The sequence below is a fragment of the Nonomuraea gerenzanensis genome, from assembly GCF_020215645.1.
In the GTDB taxonomy this organism is placed as follows: Bacteria; Actinomycetota; Actinomycetes; order Streptosporangiales; family Streptosporangiaceae; genus Nonomuraea; species Nonomuraea gerenzanensis.
In genome coordinates this window covers 4,110,659-4,128,917 of sequence record NZ_CP084058.1, presented here as the reverse complement: position 1 = coordinate 4,128,917, position 18,259 = coordinate 4,110,659, and the positions used below count along the sequence as shown (strand labels likewise).

Annotated in this window: 11 protein-coding genes; 6 read left to right on the top strand and 5 right to left on the bottom strand. The window is 74.2% G+C overall.

The features are described from left to right. Positions 1–80: 80 nt before the first annotated feature. Positions 81–1,019, bottom strand: coding sequence for an S-methyl-5-thioribose-1-phosphate isomerase (mtnA, locus tag LCN96_RS19730; RefSeq protein ID WP_225274317.1), 939 nt, complete (start codon positions 1,017–1,019; stop codon positions 81–83). Positions 1,020–1,051: 32 nt separating this feature from the next. Continuing rightward, positions 1,052–2,917, bottom strand: coding sequence for a CASTOR/POLLUX-related putative ion channel (locus tag LCN96_RS19725; protein WP_225274316.1), 1,866 nt, complete (start codon positions 2,915–2,917; stop codon positions 1,052–1,054). A 259-nt stretch (positions 2,918–3,176) separates the two neighbouring features. On the opposite strand from LCN96_RS19725, the gene LCN96_RS19720 reads away from it, so the two are divergent. Both LCN96_RS19720 and LCN96_RS19715 read left to right on the top strand, forming a co-directional pair. Then, complete coding sequence (locus LCN96_RS19720) at positions 3,177–4,286, top strand: DUF5925 domain-containing protein (RefSeq protein ID WP_225274315.1); 1,110 nt, start codon at positions 3,177–3,179, stop codon at positions 4,284–4,286. Between the two features lie 81 nt (positions 4,287–4,367). Next, positions 4,368–8,621 (top strand): NACHT domain-containing protein, encoded by a 4,254-nt coding sequence (locus tag LCN96_RS19715; protein ID WP_225274314.1) that lies wholly within the window; start codon positions 4,368–4,370, stop codon positions 8,619–8,621. Between the two features lie 18 nt (positions 8,622–8,639). Here the strand turns inward: LCN96_RS19715 and LCN96_RS19710 are convergent, their stop codons facing one another. Together LCN96_RS19710 and LCN96_RS19705 are read right to left on the bottom strand one after the other, a co-directional pair. Continuing rightward, positions 8,640–11,672, bottom strand: a complete 3,033-nt coding sequence (locus LCN96_RS19710; protein ID WP_225274313.1) for a DUF6493 family protein — start codon at positions 11,670–11,672, stop codon at positions 8,640–8,642. Continuing rightward, on the bottom strand, positions 11,669–13,000 hold the full coding sequence (locus tag LCN96_RS19705; RefSeq protein ID WP_225274312.1) for an SWIM zinc finger family protein: 1,332 nt from the start codon (positions 12,998–13,000) through the stop codon (positions 11,669–11,671). The genes LCN96_RS19710 and LCN96_RS19705 overlap by 4 nt, the downstream gene beginning before the upstream one ends. 66 nt (positions 13,001–13,066) lie before the next feature. On the opposite strand from LCN96_RS19705, the gene LCN96_RS19700 reads away from it, so the two are divergent. Genes LCN96_RS19700 through LCN96_RS19690 form a run of 3 tightly spaced genes read left to right on the top strand, consistent with a single transcriptional unit; the run spans position 13,067 to position 17,278 of the window. Then, positions 13,067–14,158, top strand: coding sequence for a peptidase C39 family protein (locus LCN96_RS19700; RefSeq protein ID WP_225274311.1), 1,092 nt, complete (start codon positions 13,067–13,069; stop codon positions 14,156–14,158). Between the two features lie 4 nt (positions 14,159–14,162). Then, entirely contained in the window at positions 14,163–16,019 is a 1,857-nt protein-coding gene (locus LCN96_RS19695) for a dipeptidyl-peptidase 5 (RefSeq protein WP_225274310.1), read from the top strand. Further along, positions 16,016–17,278, top strand: a complete 1,263-nt coding sequence (locus tag LCN96_RS19690) for a M20/M25/M40 family metallo-hydrolase (protein WP_225274309.1) — start codon at positions 16,016–16,018, stop codon at positions 17,276–17,278. Before LCN96_RS19695 ends, LCN96_RS19690 begins: the two co-directional genes overlap by 4 nt. On the opposite strand, the gene LCN96_RS19685 is transcribed toward LCN96_RS19690, so the two are convergent. Further along, a complete protein-coding gene (locus LCN96_RS19685) occupies positions 17,271–17,882 on the bottom strand; it encodes an aromatic-ring hydroxylase C-terminal domain-containing protein (protein WP_225274308.1) in 612 nt (203 codons plus the stop codon). The two genes, LCN96_RS19690 and LCN96_RS19685, sit on opposite strands and share 8 nt — an antisense overlap. Here LCN96_RS19685 and LCN96_RS19680 point away from each other — a divergent pair. Beyond that, positions 17,881–18,189: a hypothetical protein gene (locus tag LCN96_RS19680; protein WP_225274307.1), complete on the top strand. Its 309-nt coding sequence runs from the start codon at positions 17,881–17,883 to the stop codon at positions 18,187–18,189. The two genes, LCN96_RS19685 and LCN96_RS19680, sit on opposite strands and share 2 nt — an antisense overlap. Positions 18,190–18,259 lie beyond the last annotated feature (70 nt).

Here is an 18,259-nt window from a genome sequence, read left to right as displayed (position 1 = left end):
TGATCTCCGAGGGTAGCTGCCGGGACCACTGAGCGTAACGCGGGGGACGCGGGCCGGTCCTGGGGATCGCGGATTTGGGGTTACGGCCTGATCACCCGCTGGTCGGTCACGATCGCGCTGATCAGGTCGTGCGGGGTCACGTCGAAGGCCGGGTTCAGCGCCCGCGTGCCCTCCGGCGCCACCCGCACGCCCCTGACGGTGACGATCTCGTCGGCGCCCCGGTCCTCGATCTCGATCTGGTCGCCCGACGGGGTGCCCTGGTCGATGGTGGACTCGGGCGCGACGACCACGAACGGCACCCCGGCCCGCTCGGCGCCGAGCGCGAGCGCGTACGAGCCGATCTTGTTGGCGGTGTCGCCGTTGGCGGCGATGCGGTCGGCGCCGATGAGCACCGCGTCCACGCCGCCCTTGGCCAGCAGGTACGGCCCCGCGGAGTCGGCGATGAGCCGGTGCGGCGCGCCCATCCTGTCGAGCTCCCAGGTCGTCAGCCTGGCCCCCTGGAGCAGGGGCCGGGTCTCCAGGGCGAGCACCTCGGCCAGGCGCCCGCGCTCGTGCAGGGTCTGGACGACGCCGAGCGCGGTGCCGCGTTCGACGGCGGCCAGGCCGCCGGTGTTGCACACGGTCATGATCCGCAGCCGGTCGCCTTCGAGCAGGTCGGCGCCGCGTTCGCCCATGGCGCGGCAGGCGGCGATGTCGTCGTCGCGGACCTTGAGCGCCGCCGCGAGCACCGCCTCGCGGCCCTGGGACAGGCGGGCGGCGGCCCGGTCGACGCCCCAGGCGAGGTTGACGGCGGTGGGGCGGGCGGCGCGCAGCGCGGCGATCCGCGCGGGGTCGCCGTCGGCCAGGACGACCCCGAGCGCCCCGGCCACGCCGAGTGCGGGCGCGCCGCGCACGGCGAGCCGCTGGATGGCGTCGATCAGCTCGGCGACGGTGTGGATGCGCAGCATGACGAGCTTGTCGGGCAGCTGGGTCTGGTCCACGAGCTCGACGGCGCCGTCGACCCAGTCGATGGTCCTCACGGGGAAACGCTAACCCACCCGGCCGACGGCGGTCAGCGTTCGGCGAGGACGATCACCGAGTCTCGCCGTCCCAGCACGATCTGCTCGGACTTGTCGGGGTTCAGGACGATGCCGTAGTGCGGCGGGTCGTTGCGGGCCGTGGCGTTGCGGTAGCCGATCGCGGTCTCGCCCCTGCGCCGCGCCGACTCCACGACGGTGGCGAACGACACGCGCGTGCCGGTCTTGACGTAGTCGCCGGCGGGCCGGGGGTAGATCTCCGAGCCACGCGAGTCGAAGAGGTAGGCGAACACGTCGGCCAGGTGGCGGTTCTCAGCGAGCTGGGCCAGGAGCAGGCCGATGACGGTGTCGCTGATCACGATGTCGTCGGCCTCGGTGACCTCGGCCAGGGCGCGGTTGTTCTCGTCGTGCATCTCGCTGACGATCGAGTAGTGCTCGCCGAGCGTGCTCTGCATGTCGCGCAGCTGCAGCAGCGTCATGAGCGTGCGCGTGTCGGCGTGGTGGGGGTCGAAGCGGTCGTCGGACAGCACGATGACGTGCTGGAAGAGGCCGACGCCGAGCGACTCCAGGGCGAACCTGTCGGTGGTGTCGCAGTCCTTGACGTTCACGGTGAGGTTGCGCAGGCCCGCCAGGTTGGAGCCGGCCTTGGGGTGGTCGGCGGCGACCTCCAGGACCGAGCCGGGGGCCACGTAGCCGTCGAGGTAGCGGATGATCTGCTCGGCGCGGCCGTTCCAATTGAGCAGGAGCGTGCGCTCGGGCTCGGTGGGCGCAGTCCCGGCGGTGACGATGGCGGACTCGTCGATGGCCTGCTTGCCGGCGGCCAGGCGGACGTGGGAGTCGTCGTGGGCGATGACGATGATCTCGTCGTCGGCGTTGATGACGGTGTCGGCGGGCGGGTTCAGCACGACGCCGGAGGGGCGGCGCAGGCCGATCGCGGAGGCGGTCTGGTAGGCGTGCAGCGCCTCCCCGTAGGTGACACCGACGAGCTTCTTGGGGGTGCGCAGGTAGATCTCGCCGCCGTCGAAGTTCAGCAGGTCCATGCAGACGACGGACATGCCGGACTGGCGCGAGGACTGCACGATGAGCCGGGAGGCGGTGTCGTCGGAGTCGACGAGGTGCACGTCGGGGCCGCCGGCCAGGCGGGCGGCGGCGGCGTTGCGGCTGGAGGTGAGGCCGGCGACCACCGGCGGGTGCGCGCCGCGGCGCTTGGCCAGGGCGAGCAGGATCTTGATCACGTGCGCGTCGGGGTCCTCGCCCTCGGGCGAGAGCACGACGACGGAGCGGGCCGCCGCCAGGTTCATCAGCGCCAGGTCGCGCGGCTCGGTCGGGCGGCCGGTGCGGCAGACGACGCGGGTCCTGCCGAGGTCGCCGACGTGCTCGCGGATGGCCTCCTCCATCTCGAGCTTGTCGCGTTCCGCCAGGACGGCGATCACCGAGCCCTTCTGGCTGGCGTGCGCCTTGACCAGCTCGGCCACGATCGTGAACACCTGGTCGGACCAGCCGAGCACGACCGTGTGCCCGGACTCCACGATCCGCGAGCGCCCCCTGCGCAGCCGGTCCACCCTCTGCTTGAGGCCGTTGGAGAGCAGGCCGACGAGCATGCTGACGATGAACAGGCCGCCGAGCGAGCAGACGAACATCACGGCCATGTACGCCAAGGAGCCCTTGTCGCTGGCCACCTTGCCGGGGGTCAGGGCGTGCATGAGAGCGATCCAGAGCACCTCCCCCGCGTGCTGGACACCTTCCGGCTCCCCTGGGGCGAGCCAGATCGTGAGTGCCGCCACGACCATGATCAGCCCGATCGACACGACAGCGAGCCAGCCGATCAGCGACGCCGTGCCCCTGGACATGGTGTTGTCGAACCAGTACCGCGCCCGCTCGCGGAACGTGATCTTCGACACTTCCCCGATACCTCCGAGTAAGGAGTGATTTGGCCCGAAGACACGGTACCGGGCGATCATGGCTTCCGCATGGCGACAGCGCTCCTCCCGGACCTCCATAAGGCCCGGCACGCCCCGATATACCCGGAACATACCCGCACCGCTGACGCGCGGGCCCAGGGCGACGCACCCCGGCAGCCGGTACGCTGAGGACGAAACGCAGCGGATCCCCAGCCAAAACCCTTCGACATCCGGCCCAGAGACGGAGATCATCAACGGTATGTCTGTGATCAGGGAGGTGCCGTTCCCCAGCCCCGACTCCTCTGAGCTCCCGATGAACATCTGGATCGACGACGCCGACTCGGCCATCGACGTGATCGACGCGCTGGCGCTGTCGCCGTTCGCGACGGGTGCCCAGCCGTGGTCGCGCCTGGCCAATCTGGAGCGTGTCCGCCCCGAGGCCACGCTCACCCCCGCCGGCGGTCGCGTGCTGCGCACCGCGCGGGTCGAGGACGGCTCGGAGTCGCGGCTGATCAGCGGAGACGGCTGGACCCTGCGCATCGTCCGGCACCGCAACCGCACCGCGACGGTCAGCGTGACGGCGATCAACGAGGACCTGGCCAAGACCGTGCTCGCCGAGAGCATCGAGGGCGCCGAGGAGCCCGTGCCCGACGTCGACCACGTCGAGATGGGCTTCTGGTGGCGCGGCATGCACGGCGGCACCCGCTCCGAGAAGCCGATCACGGCGCAGCCGTGGGGCGAGATCAGCGCCAACTACTCCGCCAAGGTCCGGCCGGCGCTCGACCGGCTCATGTCGATCACCCCGGCCGACGTCAACGGCCGCCTCATCCTCCTGCACGGCGAGCCGGGCACCGGCAAGACCACGCTGCTGCGCACGCTGGCCAAGCAGTGGCGCGAGTGGTGCCAGGTCGACTGCGTGCTCGACCCCGAGCGGCTGTTCAACGAGCCGGGCTACCTGATGGAGGTGGCGGTCGGCTACGACACCGACGAGGACGCGCAGCGCTGGCGCCTGCTGGTGCTCGAAGACTGCGACGAGCTGATCAGCTCCGGCGCCAAGGCCCAGGCGGGGCAGGGGCTCTCGCGCCTGCTCAACCTGACCGACGGCCTGCTCGGGCAGGGCCGCGACGTCCTGGTGGCGATCACCACGAACGAGGACCTGACCCGCCTGCACCCCGCCGTCGTCCGGCCCGGCCGCTGCCTGGCCCAGGTCGAGGTGGGGCCGCTGAGCAAGGAGGAGGCGGTCGCCTGGCTGGGCTCGTCCCAAGGCGTGGGGCCGTCGGGGGCGACGCTGGCGCAGCTGTACGCGTTGCGCGCCGGCCGCGAGATCACCCCGGTGCCGGGCGACGAGTCGACCGGCCTGTACCTCTGACAAGCCCGCCGTAGCCCCCGGTATCGAACCGGGACGGGGACGCCTCGTCACGGTAGGGTGACCGTGCGCGAGGAGGCAGGCATGCGCTGGGACCGCTCGATCCTCCTGGGCCTGTCGGTGGTGCTGACGGCTGTCGTGATCCCGATCGCGGCCAACCAGCTCGGCACGACGGGCGGGTTCCAGGCGCCGTGGATCCCTGTCCTCGTGGGCGCCGCGATGGTGCTGGCGGCCGCGTCGTGGGTGCTGGACCGGCTGCTGCGCTCCGCGCCGTCCATGGAACGGCTCGACGAGGTGGAGGGCAAGTTCGCGGCCCAGGTGGAGCGGCAGTGGCGATGGGAGGCCGCCGCCGCGGACCTGCTGGGCGCCGGCCGCCTGCCGGTCCGGTGGTCCGGCTCCCCTGGCGGCGAGACGGGCGACGTCGCGCGGCTGCACCAGACCTTCCAGTCGTCGCCGACGAGGCGGCTGCTGATCCTCGGGCCGCCCGGCTCGGGCAAGACCGGCCTGGCCCTGCTGATCCTCCTGGAGTTGCTGGCCAAGCGGGGCGAGAAGGATCCGGTGCCGGTGCTGTTCGGCATCTCGGGCTGGGATCCGTCGATCCAGCCGCTGCACGACTGGCTCGTGGAGCGCCTGCTCGCCGAGTACCCGTCGCTGGCCGGCATGCCGTCCGGCGCCGAGATCGCCCGCACGCTGGTGGCCCGCCGCCGGGTCCTGCCCCTCCTGGACGGGCTGGACGAGGTGCCCGCCGGCCAGCGCGCCCTCATGATGGACGCGCTGGCCAAGACGCTCAACGCCGGCGACCCGCTGATCCTCACCAGCCGTGACGCGGAGTTCGTCTCGCTCGACGCGGGCCGTAAGGCCGACCTCCTGCTCAACGGCCTGGCCATCGAGCTGCGCCCGCTGCGGCTCGCCGACGTGATGTCCACCCTGCGCGCCGGGCTGCCCGAGCCCGCGCCCGCCGGCTGGGCGGCCCTGCTGGAGGCGCTCGCCGCCCGCCCTGCCGACACGGCCGGCCAGGCCCGCCCCGCCGACACGGCCGGCCAGGCCCGCTCCGCCGACACGGTCGGCCACGTCCGCTCCGCCGACACGGTCGGCCGGGCGCTGAGCAGACCGTGGGCGCTGGCCGTGCTGCGCAGGGTCTACGACGTCCATGACGATCCCGCGGAGCTCCTGGACGCGGCCCGCTTCCCCGACGCCGGCGCGATAGAGCGTCACCTGATCGACCGGCTGATCGACAGGCAGCCCGTCCTCGGCTCCGACGAGCTGCGGTTCAGCCGCGACGACACCCGCCGCTGGCTGGCCTTCCTGTCCGACCACATGACCGGCCCCAAGACCGGCGACCTCGCCTGGTGGCAGCTGCCCCGCGCGCTCTCGCCCGTCCTGCACCACGGGGCGGGCGGCTACTTCGGCGGCGCTCTCATGCTGCTCGTGGGGCTGACCATCGAGGTGCTGGCCCTCCCCCTCGGCTGGGTGTGGCTGCTGTCGATCGTCGCGGCGGGCGGGCTCGGCGGCGCGCTGGCGACCATGGCGGGGCGACGCCGCTGCCTGGCCCTGTACCCGCGCCACTACGGCCGGGGAACGCCCGCGAGCCCCCGCACGACGTTACGCACGGCGCTGGCGAGCGCGGCGGCCCAGGTGGTGGGGGGCGGGGTCGCGGCCGCGCTGCTGATCTACCTGGTGCCGTTCGCCGTGACGGGCAGCACGCCGGGGCCGCAGGAGGTGCTCGTCGGCGCCTACGTGGCGGGGCTGATGGGCGGGCTGAGCACTCCCGGGTTCACCTACCTCCTGACCGTGGTCTTCCTCGCCTACCGGCGCCGGATCCCGCCGCGGCTGATGACGTTCCTGGAGCACTCCGCCAGGATCGGCCTGCTGCGGGAGGTCGGCCCCGTCTACCAGTTCCGCTACCCGCACCTGCGCGACGTGCTGGTCAGCCGGCACCCCGCCGGGGTCACCGCCCCCGAGGCGTCGCCGGCCGCCGTGCCCGGCCCGCCGCCCGTCCCGGTGATCCCGCCTGCCAGCAAGATCGACGCGGTGGCCAGGCGGAAGGTCTGCGAGGCGGCGCTCGTCCAGCCCGACGTGCTGCGGATCATCGACGACGCCCGCGAGGACCGCTCGCACGAGGCCGTCACGGCCCTGCTCCAGCGGCTGCTCGCCGAGCACGCCGACCAGGTCGAGCGGGCGGCCTCGGCCCAGTACGAACGTTTCGCGCAGGCCCGCCGGCGCCTGGTGGAGGCCGCGCGGCTGCCGTTCTGGAGCCGGCCGGCCGTGCCCTACCTGTGGGGCGCCTGGCTGGCGGGCGCGACGGCGGCGTGGACGGCAGGCATGTGGTGGTCGCCCGTGGCGTTCCGGGCGTCGCTCGGGGTCGCGCTGGGCGGCTGCGCGGCCGTCCTCCTGGTCCGGCGCAGGGTGCGCGGAGCCCGGATCGAGGGCCTGTTCAGGGCCGTGGTCACGCCGCTGGCGCCGCTGCTCGTCCTGGGGATCGTCCTGTCCCTGTTCTCCCAGGTGCCGCGCCCTCCGGCGGAGCCGCCCCTGGTGTTGTGGCTGTCGCTCGCGCTCTGGCTCGTCGCGACCCTGCTCTGGCTGTCCAGCGTGCCCGCCATGCGCGACCGCGCCATCCTGGCGAGCCGGGACCCGGCGGAGTGGCTGCAACTGCCTGCCTCGCTGGTGGGCTTCCGCGTCGCGGCGGAGCAGGCGTACCAGGACTGGATCGGCGCCCTGGTCAGGGAGGGGCTCATGCCGTGCTTCCACGCGGTGGTGGACGACGAGCAGGACGCCATGACCACGGTCCTGCCGCAGTTCGAGCAGAACAGGCTCGGCGGGCTGAGCAGGGTCGAGGAGTTCGTCCCCACCGAGGAGAGCCGCTACCTGGAGCATCTCATCGCGCGGCTGAACAGCGCGAGCGTCGGCGTGAGCGGATCCAGGGGCGTGGGCAAGAGCACCGTGCTGCGGCACCTGTGCGCCCGCGACCGGGAGGACGGGACGGCGAACCTGCGCCTGCTGGTGCACGCGCCCACCGCCTACGACGCCAAGGAGTTCATCACCCACCTGTTCGCCGAGGTGTGCGAGGAGGTCGCGGGGGAGGCCGCCGCGCACGCCCACCCGGGCAGGCAGCGGAGCCTGCTCGGGCTGCTGCCCGCGATCACCACCGTCGCCGGGACCGTGCTGCTGGTCGGCGGCCTGCGCTGGGACCAGCTGCGGCCGATGATGGCCGGCCTGACCGCGCGGCCGGCGCTGCTCGTCGCCGCGCTGGGCGGGCTGCTGGCCGCCGCCGGGCTGGCCGCCACCTGGCGGGCCAACCGGCGCAGGCGCCGGGTGACCGGGGCCACCGCCTCGGAGGTCGCCGCCCGCGACCACCTGCGTTCCCTGCGCTACCAGCAGGCGGTGACCGCCACGCGTACGGGCGAGCTGGGGGTGCCGGGGGGCGGCAAGCTGGGCGGGCAGTGGGCCGTGCAGCGCACCGAGCAGGCGCGCGGCTACCCGCAGCTCGTGGCGGAGCTGCGGGAGCTGCTCGGGCAGATCGCGCTCGACCGGCAGGACCGCAAGGGCAAGGTGATCATCGGCATCGACGAGCTGGACAAGATCGGCAACGCGGAGGACGCCGAGCGGCTGCTCAACGATCTGAAGGTGGTCTTCGGGGTGCCGGGCTGCTTCTTCCTCGTCGCCCTGTCGGAGGACGCGCTCAGCGCGTTCGAACGCCGGAGCCTGGCCTTCAGGAACACCTTCGACAGCGCTTTCGACCGGATCGTCCGCATCACGCCCCTCAGGCACGCGGAGTCGCGCCAGTTGCTGATGCGGCGCGGCATCGCGCTGCCGCTGCCCTACGTCTGGCTCTGCCACGCGCTCACCGGCGGGCTGCCCCGCGACCTGCTGCGTACCGCGCTCGATCTGACCACGATCGCCTCGCAGGAGGGCGAGCACGACCTGAGCCCGCTGGCCGCCAGGATGATCCGGCAGGACCTCGCCGTGATCATCGGGGCGCACCTGCGCGACGCGGCCCAGCTCCCCGGCAAGCACGCCCCCGCCGTCACCGAGTGGCTGGCCAGGTGCGCGGCGATCAGCTCGTTGAGCGTGACCGCCCTCGACGACCTCGCCGGCGGCGTGCCTCCCGACGCGGCGGACGAGCCGGTGGCCGTGCAGGCCTGTGCCTACCTGCACATCCTGGCCGCGCTGATCGTCATCTTCATCGAACGGCCGGCGGACTGCCTGGCGGCCCTGCAGGCCGAGGCGCAGCCGGGCACCGTCGACCGCATCGCCGAGGCCCGCCTGCTGCTGGCGACGGATCCGCGCCTGGCCTGGCACCGGATCCGCCGCATCCGGGCAGCGGCCCCGTTCCACTGACCGTCCCGTCAGGTCAGGTCAGGTCAGGTACGTGTGCAGCCTGCGGGCCTCCCTGACGAAGTTGTTCGAGGCGCGGCGCTGCGCGATCTCGGCGACGCAGGGCACCGCCCCGCGTGCCCCCGCCCAGCGCGCGGCCCGCAGGGCGAACGTGAGCCCCTGCGCGTGCCGGGTGTGCGACCGCTCCCCCGGGCCCGGCAGGAAACCGGCCAGGAAACCCGTCATGATCCGCCACATCTCCTGGTGGGCGCCCATCGTGGCCGCACTCTCCAGCGTCTCGAACACCGGGCCCGGCTTGAGGTCCGTCCTGCGGACCAGCAGCGCCAGTTGCCGCCCCACCTCCTCGGCGGGCAGCTCCCCTCGGGCGGCCAGCTCCACCAGCGGCCTGGCCCGTTCCTCCGGGTCGGCGCACCAGGCCCGGTCGGCCGCGAAGTAGGCCAGCACGAGCGCGCCCGCCTCGCCCATCGGGCCGTCCGCGCGCGCCAGCGCCGACGCCTGGGCGGGCTCGGCGCGGGCTCGCTGCCAGCGCTCGGTGAGGTGCGGCACGAGGTGCGCCGCCACGGCCTCCCTGTCGGACGGCATCAGGTACGGCCACCAGCGCAGGTAGCCGTCGTGCTCCTTCAACCGGTGCTCCACCGGCCCGCCCGGGAGGTCGTCACCATGATGCGGAGTCAGGTGGAGGTGCGCCACGAGCTCGTAGAGCACCGCTCCGGTCCCGGCGTGCTCGCGGTCCTCGCGGTACACCTGCCGGTCGCCGCACCCCGGAGTGCCCGCGGGCGGGTAGTACCACCACGCGATCTCCGCGACAGGCTCGGGCCGGTCACCGCCCATCCAGCGCGCCGCCGCCCGTCCCGCCGCCGAGGTGAGCAGCCCGGCCCGCGCCACCACCTCGGGCGCGGTCGCGCGCGGCAGCCGCAACAGCGCCTGCCGCAGGTCGGCGGGCAGCGCCTCGATCCCTGCCCGCTCGTAGCCCGCCAGCCGCTCCACCAGCACCCCGGCGTCGAGGTGGCCGGTCATCGAGGTGGGCTCGGCCAGCAGGTACGGCGGCAGCGTCCCCGCCCCGATCGCCCCGCACACCTCGGCCCAGCGCCGCAGCAGGAACAGGTGCGGCCCCGGCACGTCACCGGGCTCGGGCAGCCGGGCGAACGCCCGCTCCCCGCCCATCGGCACCGTCACCAGCCGTGAGGACGTCCGCTCCCCGCCCGGCCCCGTCATCACCAGCCGCGCGGACACCTCCTCCCCACCTTGCCGCGCCGTCACCAGCCGCGCGATCTCCCACGCCCAGTGCCAGACCGCCTGCCACGGCCCGGCCGGCGGCGCCACGCCCGGCCACAGCTCGGCCAGCCGTGCCGCCAGCCCGCGCCGATCGCTCCCGTACAGCCGTACGACCCCGGCCAGCCACAGCTCGGCGGCCTCCCACCGGCCCCCGTCCGGCAGCCCTTCGAGATCCCCCGCCGCCACCACGGGCGCGGGGAACGCGGCGGCGGGCACCACAGCGGGCAGCGGCACCGGCACGAACCCCTCGGGATCGCGCGGATCCTCACCCGCCTCCCCGCCGAACACCGAGGCCAGCGTCTCCCGCAGCTCCTGCGGCAGCACCGTGGCCGCCTCCCGCACGGCCCGCGCCCCCCCCTCGCCGAACCGTTTGGCGTGCTTGACCGCCAGCCGCACCGCCCGCCCCTGCACGTCGGCGGACTCGCAGGCGAACGCGTACCCGAGGGCGGCGGCCGGCGCGCCCAGCTCGGCACCGGGGTCGCGGGCGATCTCGTCGAGCCAGGTGAGCCCGGCGGTCAGCAGCTTGCGCTCGCCCCTGGACAGCAGCGCCAGCACCGCCTCCGTCACCTCGCCGGGGTCGAGGTCCTCCAGCCGCCGCAGGTGCCTGAGCGCCGGCTCGGCCACGGCGCCGGGCGCGACGGGCAGCAGCCGCAGGTAGTCGCGCCGCCGCTTGCTCACCTCGTCGTACGTCGGATCGAGCAGCTCGTGCAGGCGTACGAAGAAGCGCAGGTCAGCGGCCTGCCCGCCGCGCAGGAAGCGTCGCAGGCACCCGTCGAGCAGCGCGTCGCGCCCGATCCGGCCCTCGTCCTGCAGCTTCCTGAGCGCGGCCAGCCAGCTCCGTGGCACGGGCGGGTCGGCGCGCTCGTCGCGCAGCAGCGCGCCGACGCCCTCCGCCTCGAACAGCCGGGGCAGCAGGTGGTCGAGCAGCGGATCCTCGCGCAGCTCTGCCGCGATGGGGGTGCCGGCGGCCCAGGCGACGACGAGAGGGTCGTGCTGGGGCGGGGTGGCTCCGCTGCGCCGCAGCATGGCCAGCACGAGCCCGGCCATGGGGTCGCGGGCGCCGCGCCGGCGCGGGGCGGTGCGCAGCTTGAGCGTGGCGCGGGCGGCGAAGCCGGCCTGCCAGGCGGCGGGGCGGGCCGAGAGCACGCGTTCCAGGACGGTGGCGGTGCGGCGGTCCCAGGCCCAGCGGTCCTGGAGGTCGCGGCGGTTGAGCCAGGCGACGACCGCCGCGGCCCCGCCGATCGCCGCCGCGCCCGCCACCCGCAGCGCGGCGGCCCAGCTCTCGTCGGAGGCTGTCGTCCCGGTGCGGAACCGCCTGGCGTCCCACTGCCAGCGCTCGTGCTCCTCGACCCGGCGGCCCGCGCGCTCCTCCGCCCGCACGTAGGCGCGCCAGGCGGCCTCGCTCTCGCGTTCGCGCCTGGCCTCGCGCTCGTGCCACCTGGCCGCCGCGCGTTCCTCGGCCACGGGGACGTGGGCCGGCAGGGCGGCGGCCACCTCGCGGCGGGCGCGCTCGTCCAGGGCCAGGATCCGGTCGGCCACCAGGTCGAGGTCCCCGGTGTCGAGCACGGCCACCACCGACTCCCACACCGACACCCCACCGACCGACACCCCACCCACCGCCACGCCGGGCATCACCGCGCCCGACACCGCGACGCCCGACACCGCGACGCCCGACGCCGCCACGCCCGACGCCGCCACGCCCGACGCCGCCGCGTCGCCTGCGCCCGATGACGCGGCCGTAACCGCGCCGCCCTCGCTCTCCGGCTCCTCCACCGTCACGGGGTGACCTCCACCGCCAAGCGGGCGGCGATCCTGGCCGACAGCACGTGCTTGCACGGCCCGCGCGACCCCCGGTGGTCGAACCACCACGGGCACGTGCAGGCCCCCTCGCCGATGCGCACCCGCCGCACGCCGCCGTCGGTGCTCACCTCCGCCTGGTCGTCGCCCAGCAGGCGGACGGCGCCGGCCTCGACGAGCTTCCTGGCCGAGGTCAGGCGCGGGTTCAGCTCGGCCACCTGGTCCTTGTCGTAGGGCAGCTCGCGGTGGAAGTGCCCCGCCTCGTGCAGGTCGTAGCCGACCCGGCCGGAGGTGCCGAGCTGGGTGAGCGCCGCGCGTACGCGCTCGACGGGCAGGCCGGAACGGTCGGCGAGGAGGCCGAGCTCGACGGTCGGCTCGAAGTTGAGCAGCATGCCCACCACGTCGGCGTCGGCCCCCGCCTCGTCGGTGGCCAGGTCGTCGAGGACCTGCCCCTCACCGGAGAAGCCGCGCGACGGCTGCGGCGAGACGGCCAGGGTGTAGCGCATGCCGGGCAGCTCCAGCTCCCACGCGCCGGCGGTGGAAGATCCGTCGGCGGGCCCGTAGACCCGCAGCGCCTTGGCGAACCGCAGCAGCGGCAGCAGCGTGACCACCCGCCCGGTGCCCGACAGGCACACGCCGCCCCGCGCCGCCCCCGAGGACAGCCGCAGGTCACGGCCGGCGGGCACGGCCCACACGGTGGAGCGGGCCCCCTTGGGCAGGGAGCGCAGGAACCGTACGGCCTGCGGCCCCGCCAGCTCGGCCCGCAGGTCCCACCCCGCGGCCATCACCTGCACCTCGGCGAACCCGCGCAGCCACCGCGCCGGCAGCGGCACCTTCTTCTCCACCACCGCGCCGTCGAGCGTGGTGACGGTCAGCTCGTCGGCCCCGACGCCCACGTGCAGCGGGTCCTTGCCGCCGACCCTGGCCAGCGCCTCCCGCAGCGGGCCGTTGACGTCGACGTTGGTGGTGCCCCGGTCGAGCACCTCGCCGTCGAGCGCGAGCACGTCGAGCCGCGCGTAGACGCCGCCGCAGGCCGAGAACGACTCGAACCTGAGCCGCTCGCCGTCGCACGTCACGACCGGGTCGCGGGTCCAGCCCGGCCGGGGCTGGTGGTAGCGGGTGAGCGCCACGTCGGCCACGGCCAGCAGCCCGGCGGCGGCCGGGGCGGCCTCGGTGAGCAGCCCGCTGAAGAACCTGGGGTGGGCCTGTGGGCCGGATAACGCCGTGCCGCCGGAGGTCGAGAGGCCGAGCCTGCCGTCGGTCAGCACGGAGGGCCCCGCGTAGGTGTATGCCTGTACCGCTGAAGTCATGCCCCGAACCATAGAGATGATCACCGACACAATCGGGGTCGGTACGTAAACCATCCGATGTGCGACATGGAGTACGAAACCACAATGTGCCTGGTGCTCACCGTCGATCTGGCCCATGTCGCCTTCAGCCGCTTCACGGTGCCCGACGAAACGGGACCCACCGAGACAGACCCCGATGGTGCGTGGGTCGGCGAGGAGCGGCCGATCGGCTTCCCCGCGACCCAGCTCGTCCCGTCATGGACGGCACGCACGCCGCCGGGCGCGTGGATCGAGGTCGCGCTGCGGGCCAGGACCGCGTCCGGTGACCTCACCAAGTGGTACGTCATGGGCCGCTGGTCCGAGCACGGCCGTCCGCGCACCTCGGTGCCCGGCCAGGGCGACGAGCACGGGGACGTGGCGGTGGACACGTTCGTGGCCAGGCGGCCGGTGACGGCGTACCAGGTGCGGGTGGCCAGGCACGGCGGCGCCCGGGTGACCGGGCTGGGCGTGATGGCCTCGGCACTGCCGCCGCTGCCCCCGGGACCGAGCGCGCCGGGGCCGGGCGGCGCCGTGGAGCTGGCGGTGCCCCGGCGCTCGCAGCACGCGCACGCCGGGCACCATGTGCGCTACGACGGCGGGGGCGTCAACTGGTGCAGCCCCGCCTCGGTGGCCATGGTGCTGGCCTATTGGGGCCGCGAGCCCGCGCCGGAGGAGCTGGCCTGGGTGGGCGACGGCGACCCGGCGCCCGCCGTGGACCACGCGGCGGCCGGTACCTACGACGAGAGCTACCAGGGCACCGGCAACTGGCCGTTCAACGTGGCGTACGCGGGCCGGTTCGGGCTGGCCGGGTTCGTGACGCGGCTGCGGTCGGCGGTGGAGCTGGAGCGGTTCGTCCGGGCGGGCATCCCGGTGATCACGTCGCAGTCGTTCAAGGTGCACGAGCTGCCGGGGTCGTGCTACTCCACCAGCGGGCACATCCTGGTCGTCACCGGTTTCACCACCGAGGGCGACATCGTGGTGAACGACCCGGCCGCGCCCCGCGACGCCGAGGTCCGGCGGGTCTACCCGCGCGCGGCGTTCGAGCACGTGTGGCTCAGGAGCTCCGGCAGCGGCGGCATCGCGTACGTGCTGCATCCCCCCGACGTCCCTCTTCCACTCTGTACCGACGGCAATTGGTGAGTTCATGAGCATTCGACCGATCGACGTGGCCCATATCGACGGCGGCCCCCAGTGGGTGGAGGCGGTGGCCACGCCCGCCGGGGTCGAGGTCTGGTGGGACGAGCCGCGCCCGCACGAGGGCGGCAGGCGCTGCGTGGTGCGCCGCCTGCCCGACGGCTCCCGCGTCGACGCGCTGCCCGCCGGGTGGAACGCCCGCAACCGGCTCGTCGAGTACGGCGGCCGCTCCTGGCGCCCGCTGCCCGGAGGCGGGCTGGTCTTCACGAACTGGGCCGACCAGCGCCTGTACCGGCTGGACGGCGGCGACCCCGTGCCGCTCACGCCGGAGGGCCCGTCGCGGTACGGCGACCTCTACCTGCCGCCGGGCCGGAGCGAGGTGTGGGCGGTCAGGGAGATCGCCGACGTGCGGGACCTGGTGGCGGTGCCGCTGGACGGCGGCCCGCTCAAGGTCATCACCAAGGCCCAGCATTTCCTGATGAACCCCCGCATCTCCCCCAACGGCCGGTGGGTCGCCTGGATCGGCTGGGACCATCCGAACATGCCGTGGGACGGCACCGAGCTGTGCGTGGCCCCGCTGGCCGAGGACGGCACGGCCGGGCCGTACGAGGTGGTCGCGGGCGGCCCCGGGGAGTCGGTGTCGCAGGCGGAGTGGCGCGACGACGCCGCCCTGTACGCGGTGACGGACCCGACCGGCTGGTGGAACGTGCACCTCGTCCCCCTGGACGGCTCCTCCGGGCGCAACCTGACCCCGATGGAGCTGGAGTTCGGCGCGGCGGCCTGGAAACCGGGGCTGACCTGCCTGGCCGTGGCCGAGGACGGCCGCCTGGCCGTCGTCTACGGCACCGCCGACCACCGGCGCCTGGGCGTGCTCGACCCGGGGACGGGTGACCTGCGCGAGCTGGGCGGCGCGGCCACGCACTGGTCGTCCACCGTGTCGGTCGCGGGCGGCAGGGTGGCGGCCGTGCGGGCGACGCCGTACACGCCGCTGGAGGTCACGCTCGTCGGCCTGGACGACGGCGCGCACGAGGTGGTGTCGCCGAGCAAGCCGCTGCCGGACCGCGAGCTGCTGCCCACGCCGGAGACCGTGACGATCGAGGGGGTGCACGCGCACCTGTACCCGCCGTCGGGGGCGCAGGGGCCGGGACCGTACGTGATCTTCGCGCACGGCGGCCCGACCGGGAACCTGCCGGTCATGCTCGACCTGGAGATCGCCTTCTTCACCAGCCGGGGCATCGGCGTGGCCGTGGTGAACTACGGCGGCTCGACCGGCTACGGCCGCGCCTACCGGGAGCGGCTGCGGCACCAGTGGGGCGTGGTGGACGTGCAGGACTGCGCCAGGGTGGCGCGCGGCCTGGTCGAGCTGGGCCTGGCCGACGCCGCCAAGCTGGCCATCAGGGGCGGCAGCGCGGGCGGCTGGACCACGGTGGCGGCGCTGGTGCACAGCGACGTGTTCGCGGGCGGGGTGGCGCACTACGCGATCACCGACCCGGAGAGCTGGGCCGCCGAGACGCACGACTTCGAGTCGCGCTACCTGGACGGGCTGGTGGGGCCCCTGCCGGAGACGCGCCGGCGTTACACCGAGCGTTCCCCGCTGCTGAACGCCTACCGCGCCTCAGGCCCCTGCCTGATGCTGCACGGCATGGAGGACGCGATCGTGGACGTCTCGCAGGCCGAGCGGTTCACCGCCGAACTGGACAGGCACGGCAAAGAGTGGGCTTTGCTGACCTTCCCCGGCGAGCAGCACGGCTGGCGCAGGGAGGAGACTGTCGTCGCGGTGCTGGAGGCCGAGCTGGCCTTCTACGGGCTGATCTTCGGCATGGAGACGCCCGAGGTGCCGCAGCTGACTCTGAAGGGGAGAGCGTGAAGAGCGTTGCCGAGATCTGCTCGGATCTGATCAGGTTCGACACCACGAACCCGGGCTCGGGCGAGCGCCCGGCGGCCGAGTACGTCGCCACGCTGCTGGCCGACGCGGGCCTGGAGCCGGTGGTGTTCGAGTCGGCGCCCAAGCGGACCACGGTCGTGGCCAGGATGGAGGGCGACTCGCCCGACGCGCTGCTCGTGCACGGCCACCTCGACGTGGTGCCCGCCGACCCGGCCGAGTGGCGGATGCACCCGTTCTCCGGCGAGATCGAGGACGGCTGCGTCTACGGGCGGGGCGCGGTCGACATGAAGGGCTCGTGCGCGATGACGCTGGCCACCGTGCTCGGCATGCGGGCGCGCGGCGAGCAGCCCAGGCGGGATCTGGTGCTGGCGTTCCTGGCGGACGAGGAGGCCACCGGCGACTACGGCTCGCGGCACGCCGTGACCGAGCACCGGGAGCTGTTCGACGGGGTGAGCGAGGCCATCAGCGAGTCGGGCGGGTTCAGCGTGGCCTCGCAGGGGCACCGCGTCTACCCGATCGCGGTGGGCGAGCGCGGCACCGCCTGGATGAAGCTGACCGCCCACGGCGTGGCCGGGCACGGATCGCGCCCGGCCGTGGACAACCCGGTCGCCACCCTGGTGCACGCGTTGTCGCGGGTGGCCGCCTACCAGTGGCCCGTCCGGCTGACGCCGACCGTCGCGGCGCTCATCCAGAGCCTGTCGGAGATCACCGGCCGGCCGATCGACCTGGACCGGCTGGACGCCGAGGCGGCCCGGCTCGGGCCGCTGGGCAGCCTGTTCAAGAGCCAGATCCGCAACTCGGCGAACCCGACCATGCTCGACGCCGGGTACAAGGTGAACGTCGTACCCTCGACGGCCTCCGCCCACGTGGACGGGCGGTTCATGCCGGGGACGCAGGAGGAGTTCCTGGCGACGATCGACGAGCTGCTCGGGCCGAAGGTCACCCGCGAGTTCGTGAACCTGGAGGACGCGCCCGACGCGCCGTACCCGTCGGCGTTCTTCGACGAGCTGGCCGGGGCGCTGGTGACCGAGGACGCGCTGGCCAGGCCGGTGCCGTACGTGATGGCGGGGGGCACCGACGCCAAGTCGTTCGCCCGGATCGGCATCAAGGGGTACGGGTTCGCGCCGCTGATGCTGCGGCCCGATCTGGACTACTTCGGGATGTTCCACGGGAAGGACGAGCGGGTGCCGGTGGAGGGGCTGGAGTTCGGCACCCGGGTGCTGACCCGCCTGTTCACCTGACGGCGGGCGGGCCGAACCACGTGGTGAGCGCCTCTGCCGCCGCGCCCGGCTCGCCCGCCCACGCCACGTAACCGTCGGGCCGAACCAGCAACGCACCCGGCCCCTCGGCGCCGACGTCACGACCGCCGTCGCCGCCGCGGGCCGGGCCGACGTCGCCGCCGCGGGCCGGGCCGCCGTCGCCGCCGCGGGCCGGGCCGCCGTCGCCGCCGCGGGCCGGGCCGACGTCGCCGCCGAGGCCGGTGCCGGGCTCCGCCCAGGCCGGCCGCACGCGGTCGCGATGCCCGGCCAGCGCGGCTTCGAGCGCGCCCGGCTCCCCGCTCGCACCACCATCCGGCCCCGCGGCCGCGCCGCCGTCCTTGGCCACGCCCTCCGCCGCGAGCCCGATGAGCAGCCCGCGCCCGTCCCTCAGCAACTCGGCCACCGAACCCACCCCGGCCAGCCGCACCTCGGGAACGAACCGCCCGACCAGCGGCTCGGCAGCACCGGGCGCGTAGTCGATCGCCGTGCCGTCCATCATCCCGGAGAAGTGCCGCCACGCCTCCGCCAGCCCGATCACCTCGCTCAGCACCTCCCGCAACGCATCCACCTGCACCCCCGGCCGCATGAGCGCGACCTGCGCCCGAGCGTTGCGCAGCACCGTCGACGACGAGGGGGCGTGGCGGGCGCTGGGGGCGGTGAACGCGCTGGTGTTCGGCTCGCTGCTGCTGTCCACGGGCGGCTTCGCGGGCGACCCGGGGGAACACGCGGGCGCCGCGAACGTCGAGGCGTACATCACCGAGCTGAACCCCGCCACACTGCCGCACTTCAGCCGCCTGCTCCGCTGGACGCGGGGCGGCGGCGTGGACCCGGAGGCCGACTTCCGGCAGTCCCTCGACATGCTCATCAGGGGCTTGGAGAGCGAGCTGCCCTGACGGCGGGCAGCCGGCGCCTCGGCGACGAGCATCGGTCCGGGCCAGATAACTTAACCTGAGGCATTTCGTG

Bases quoted from the DNA above. Each gene is read 5' to 3' on its own strand.
- LCN96_RS19720 (WP_225274315.1), top strand. From the start codon at position 3,177: ATGTCTGTGATCAGGGAGGTGCCGTTCCCCAGCCCCGACTCCTCTGAG.
- LCN96_RS19715 (WP_225274314.1), top strand. From the start codon at position 4,368: ATGCGCTGGGACCGCTCGATCCTCCTGGGCCTGTCGGTGGTGCTGACG.
- LCN96_RS19705 (WP_225274312.1), bottom strand. From the start codon at position 13,000: ATGACTTCAGCGGTACAGGCATACACCTACGCGGGGCCCTCCGTGCTG.
- LCN96_RS19700 (WP_225274311.1), top strand. From the start codon at position 13,067: ATGGAGTACGAAACCACAATGTGCCTGGTGCTCACCGTCGATCTGGCC.
- LCN96_RS19695 (WP_225274310.1), top strand. From the start codon at position 14,163: ATGAGCATTCGACCGATCGACGTGGCCCATATCGACGGCGGCCCCCAG.
- LCN96_RS19680 (WP_225274307.1), top strand. From the start codon at position 17,881: ATGAGCGCGACCTGCGCCCGAGCGTTGCGCAGCACCGTCGACGACGAG.
- LCN96_RS19685 (WP_225274308.1), bottom strand. From the start codon at position 17,882: ATGCGGCCGGGGGTGCAGGTGGATGCGTTGCGGGAGGTGCTGAGCGAG.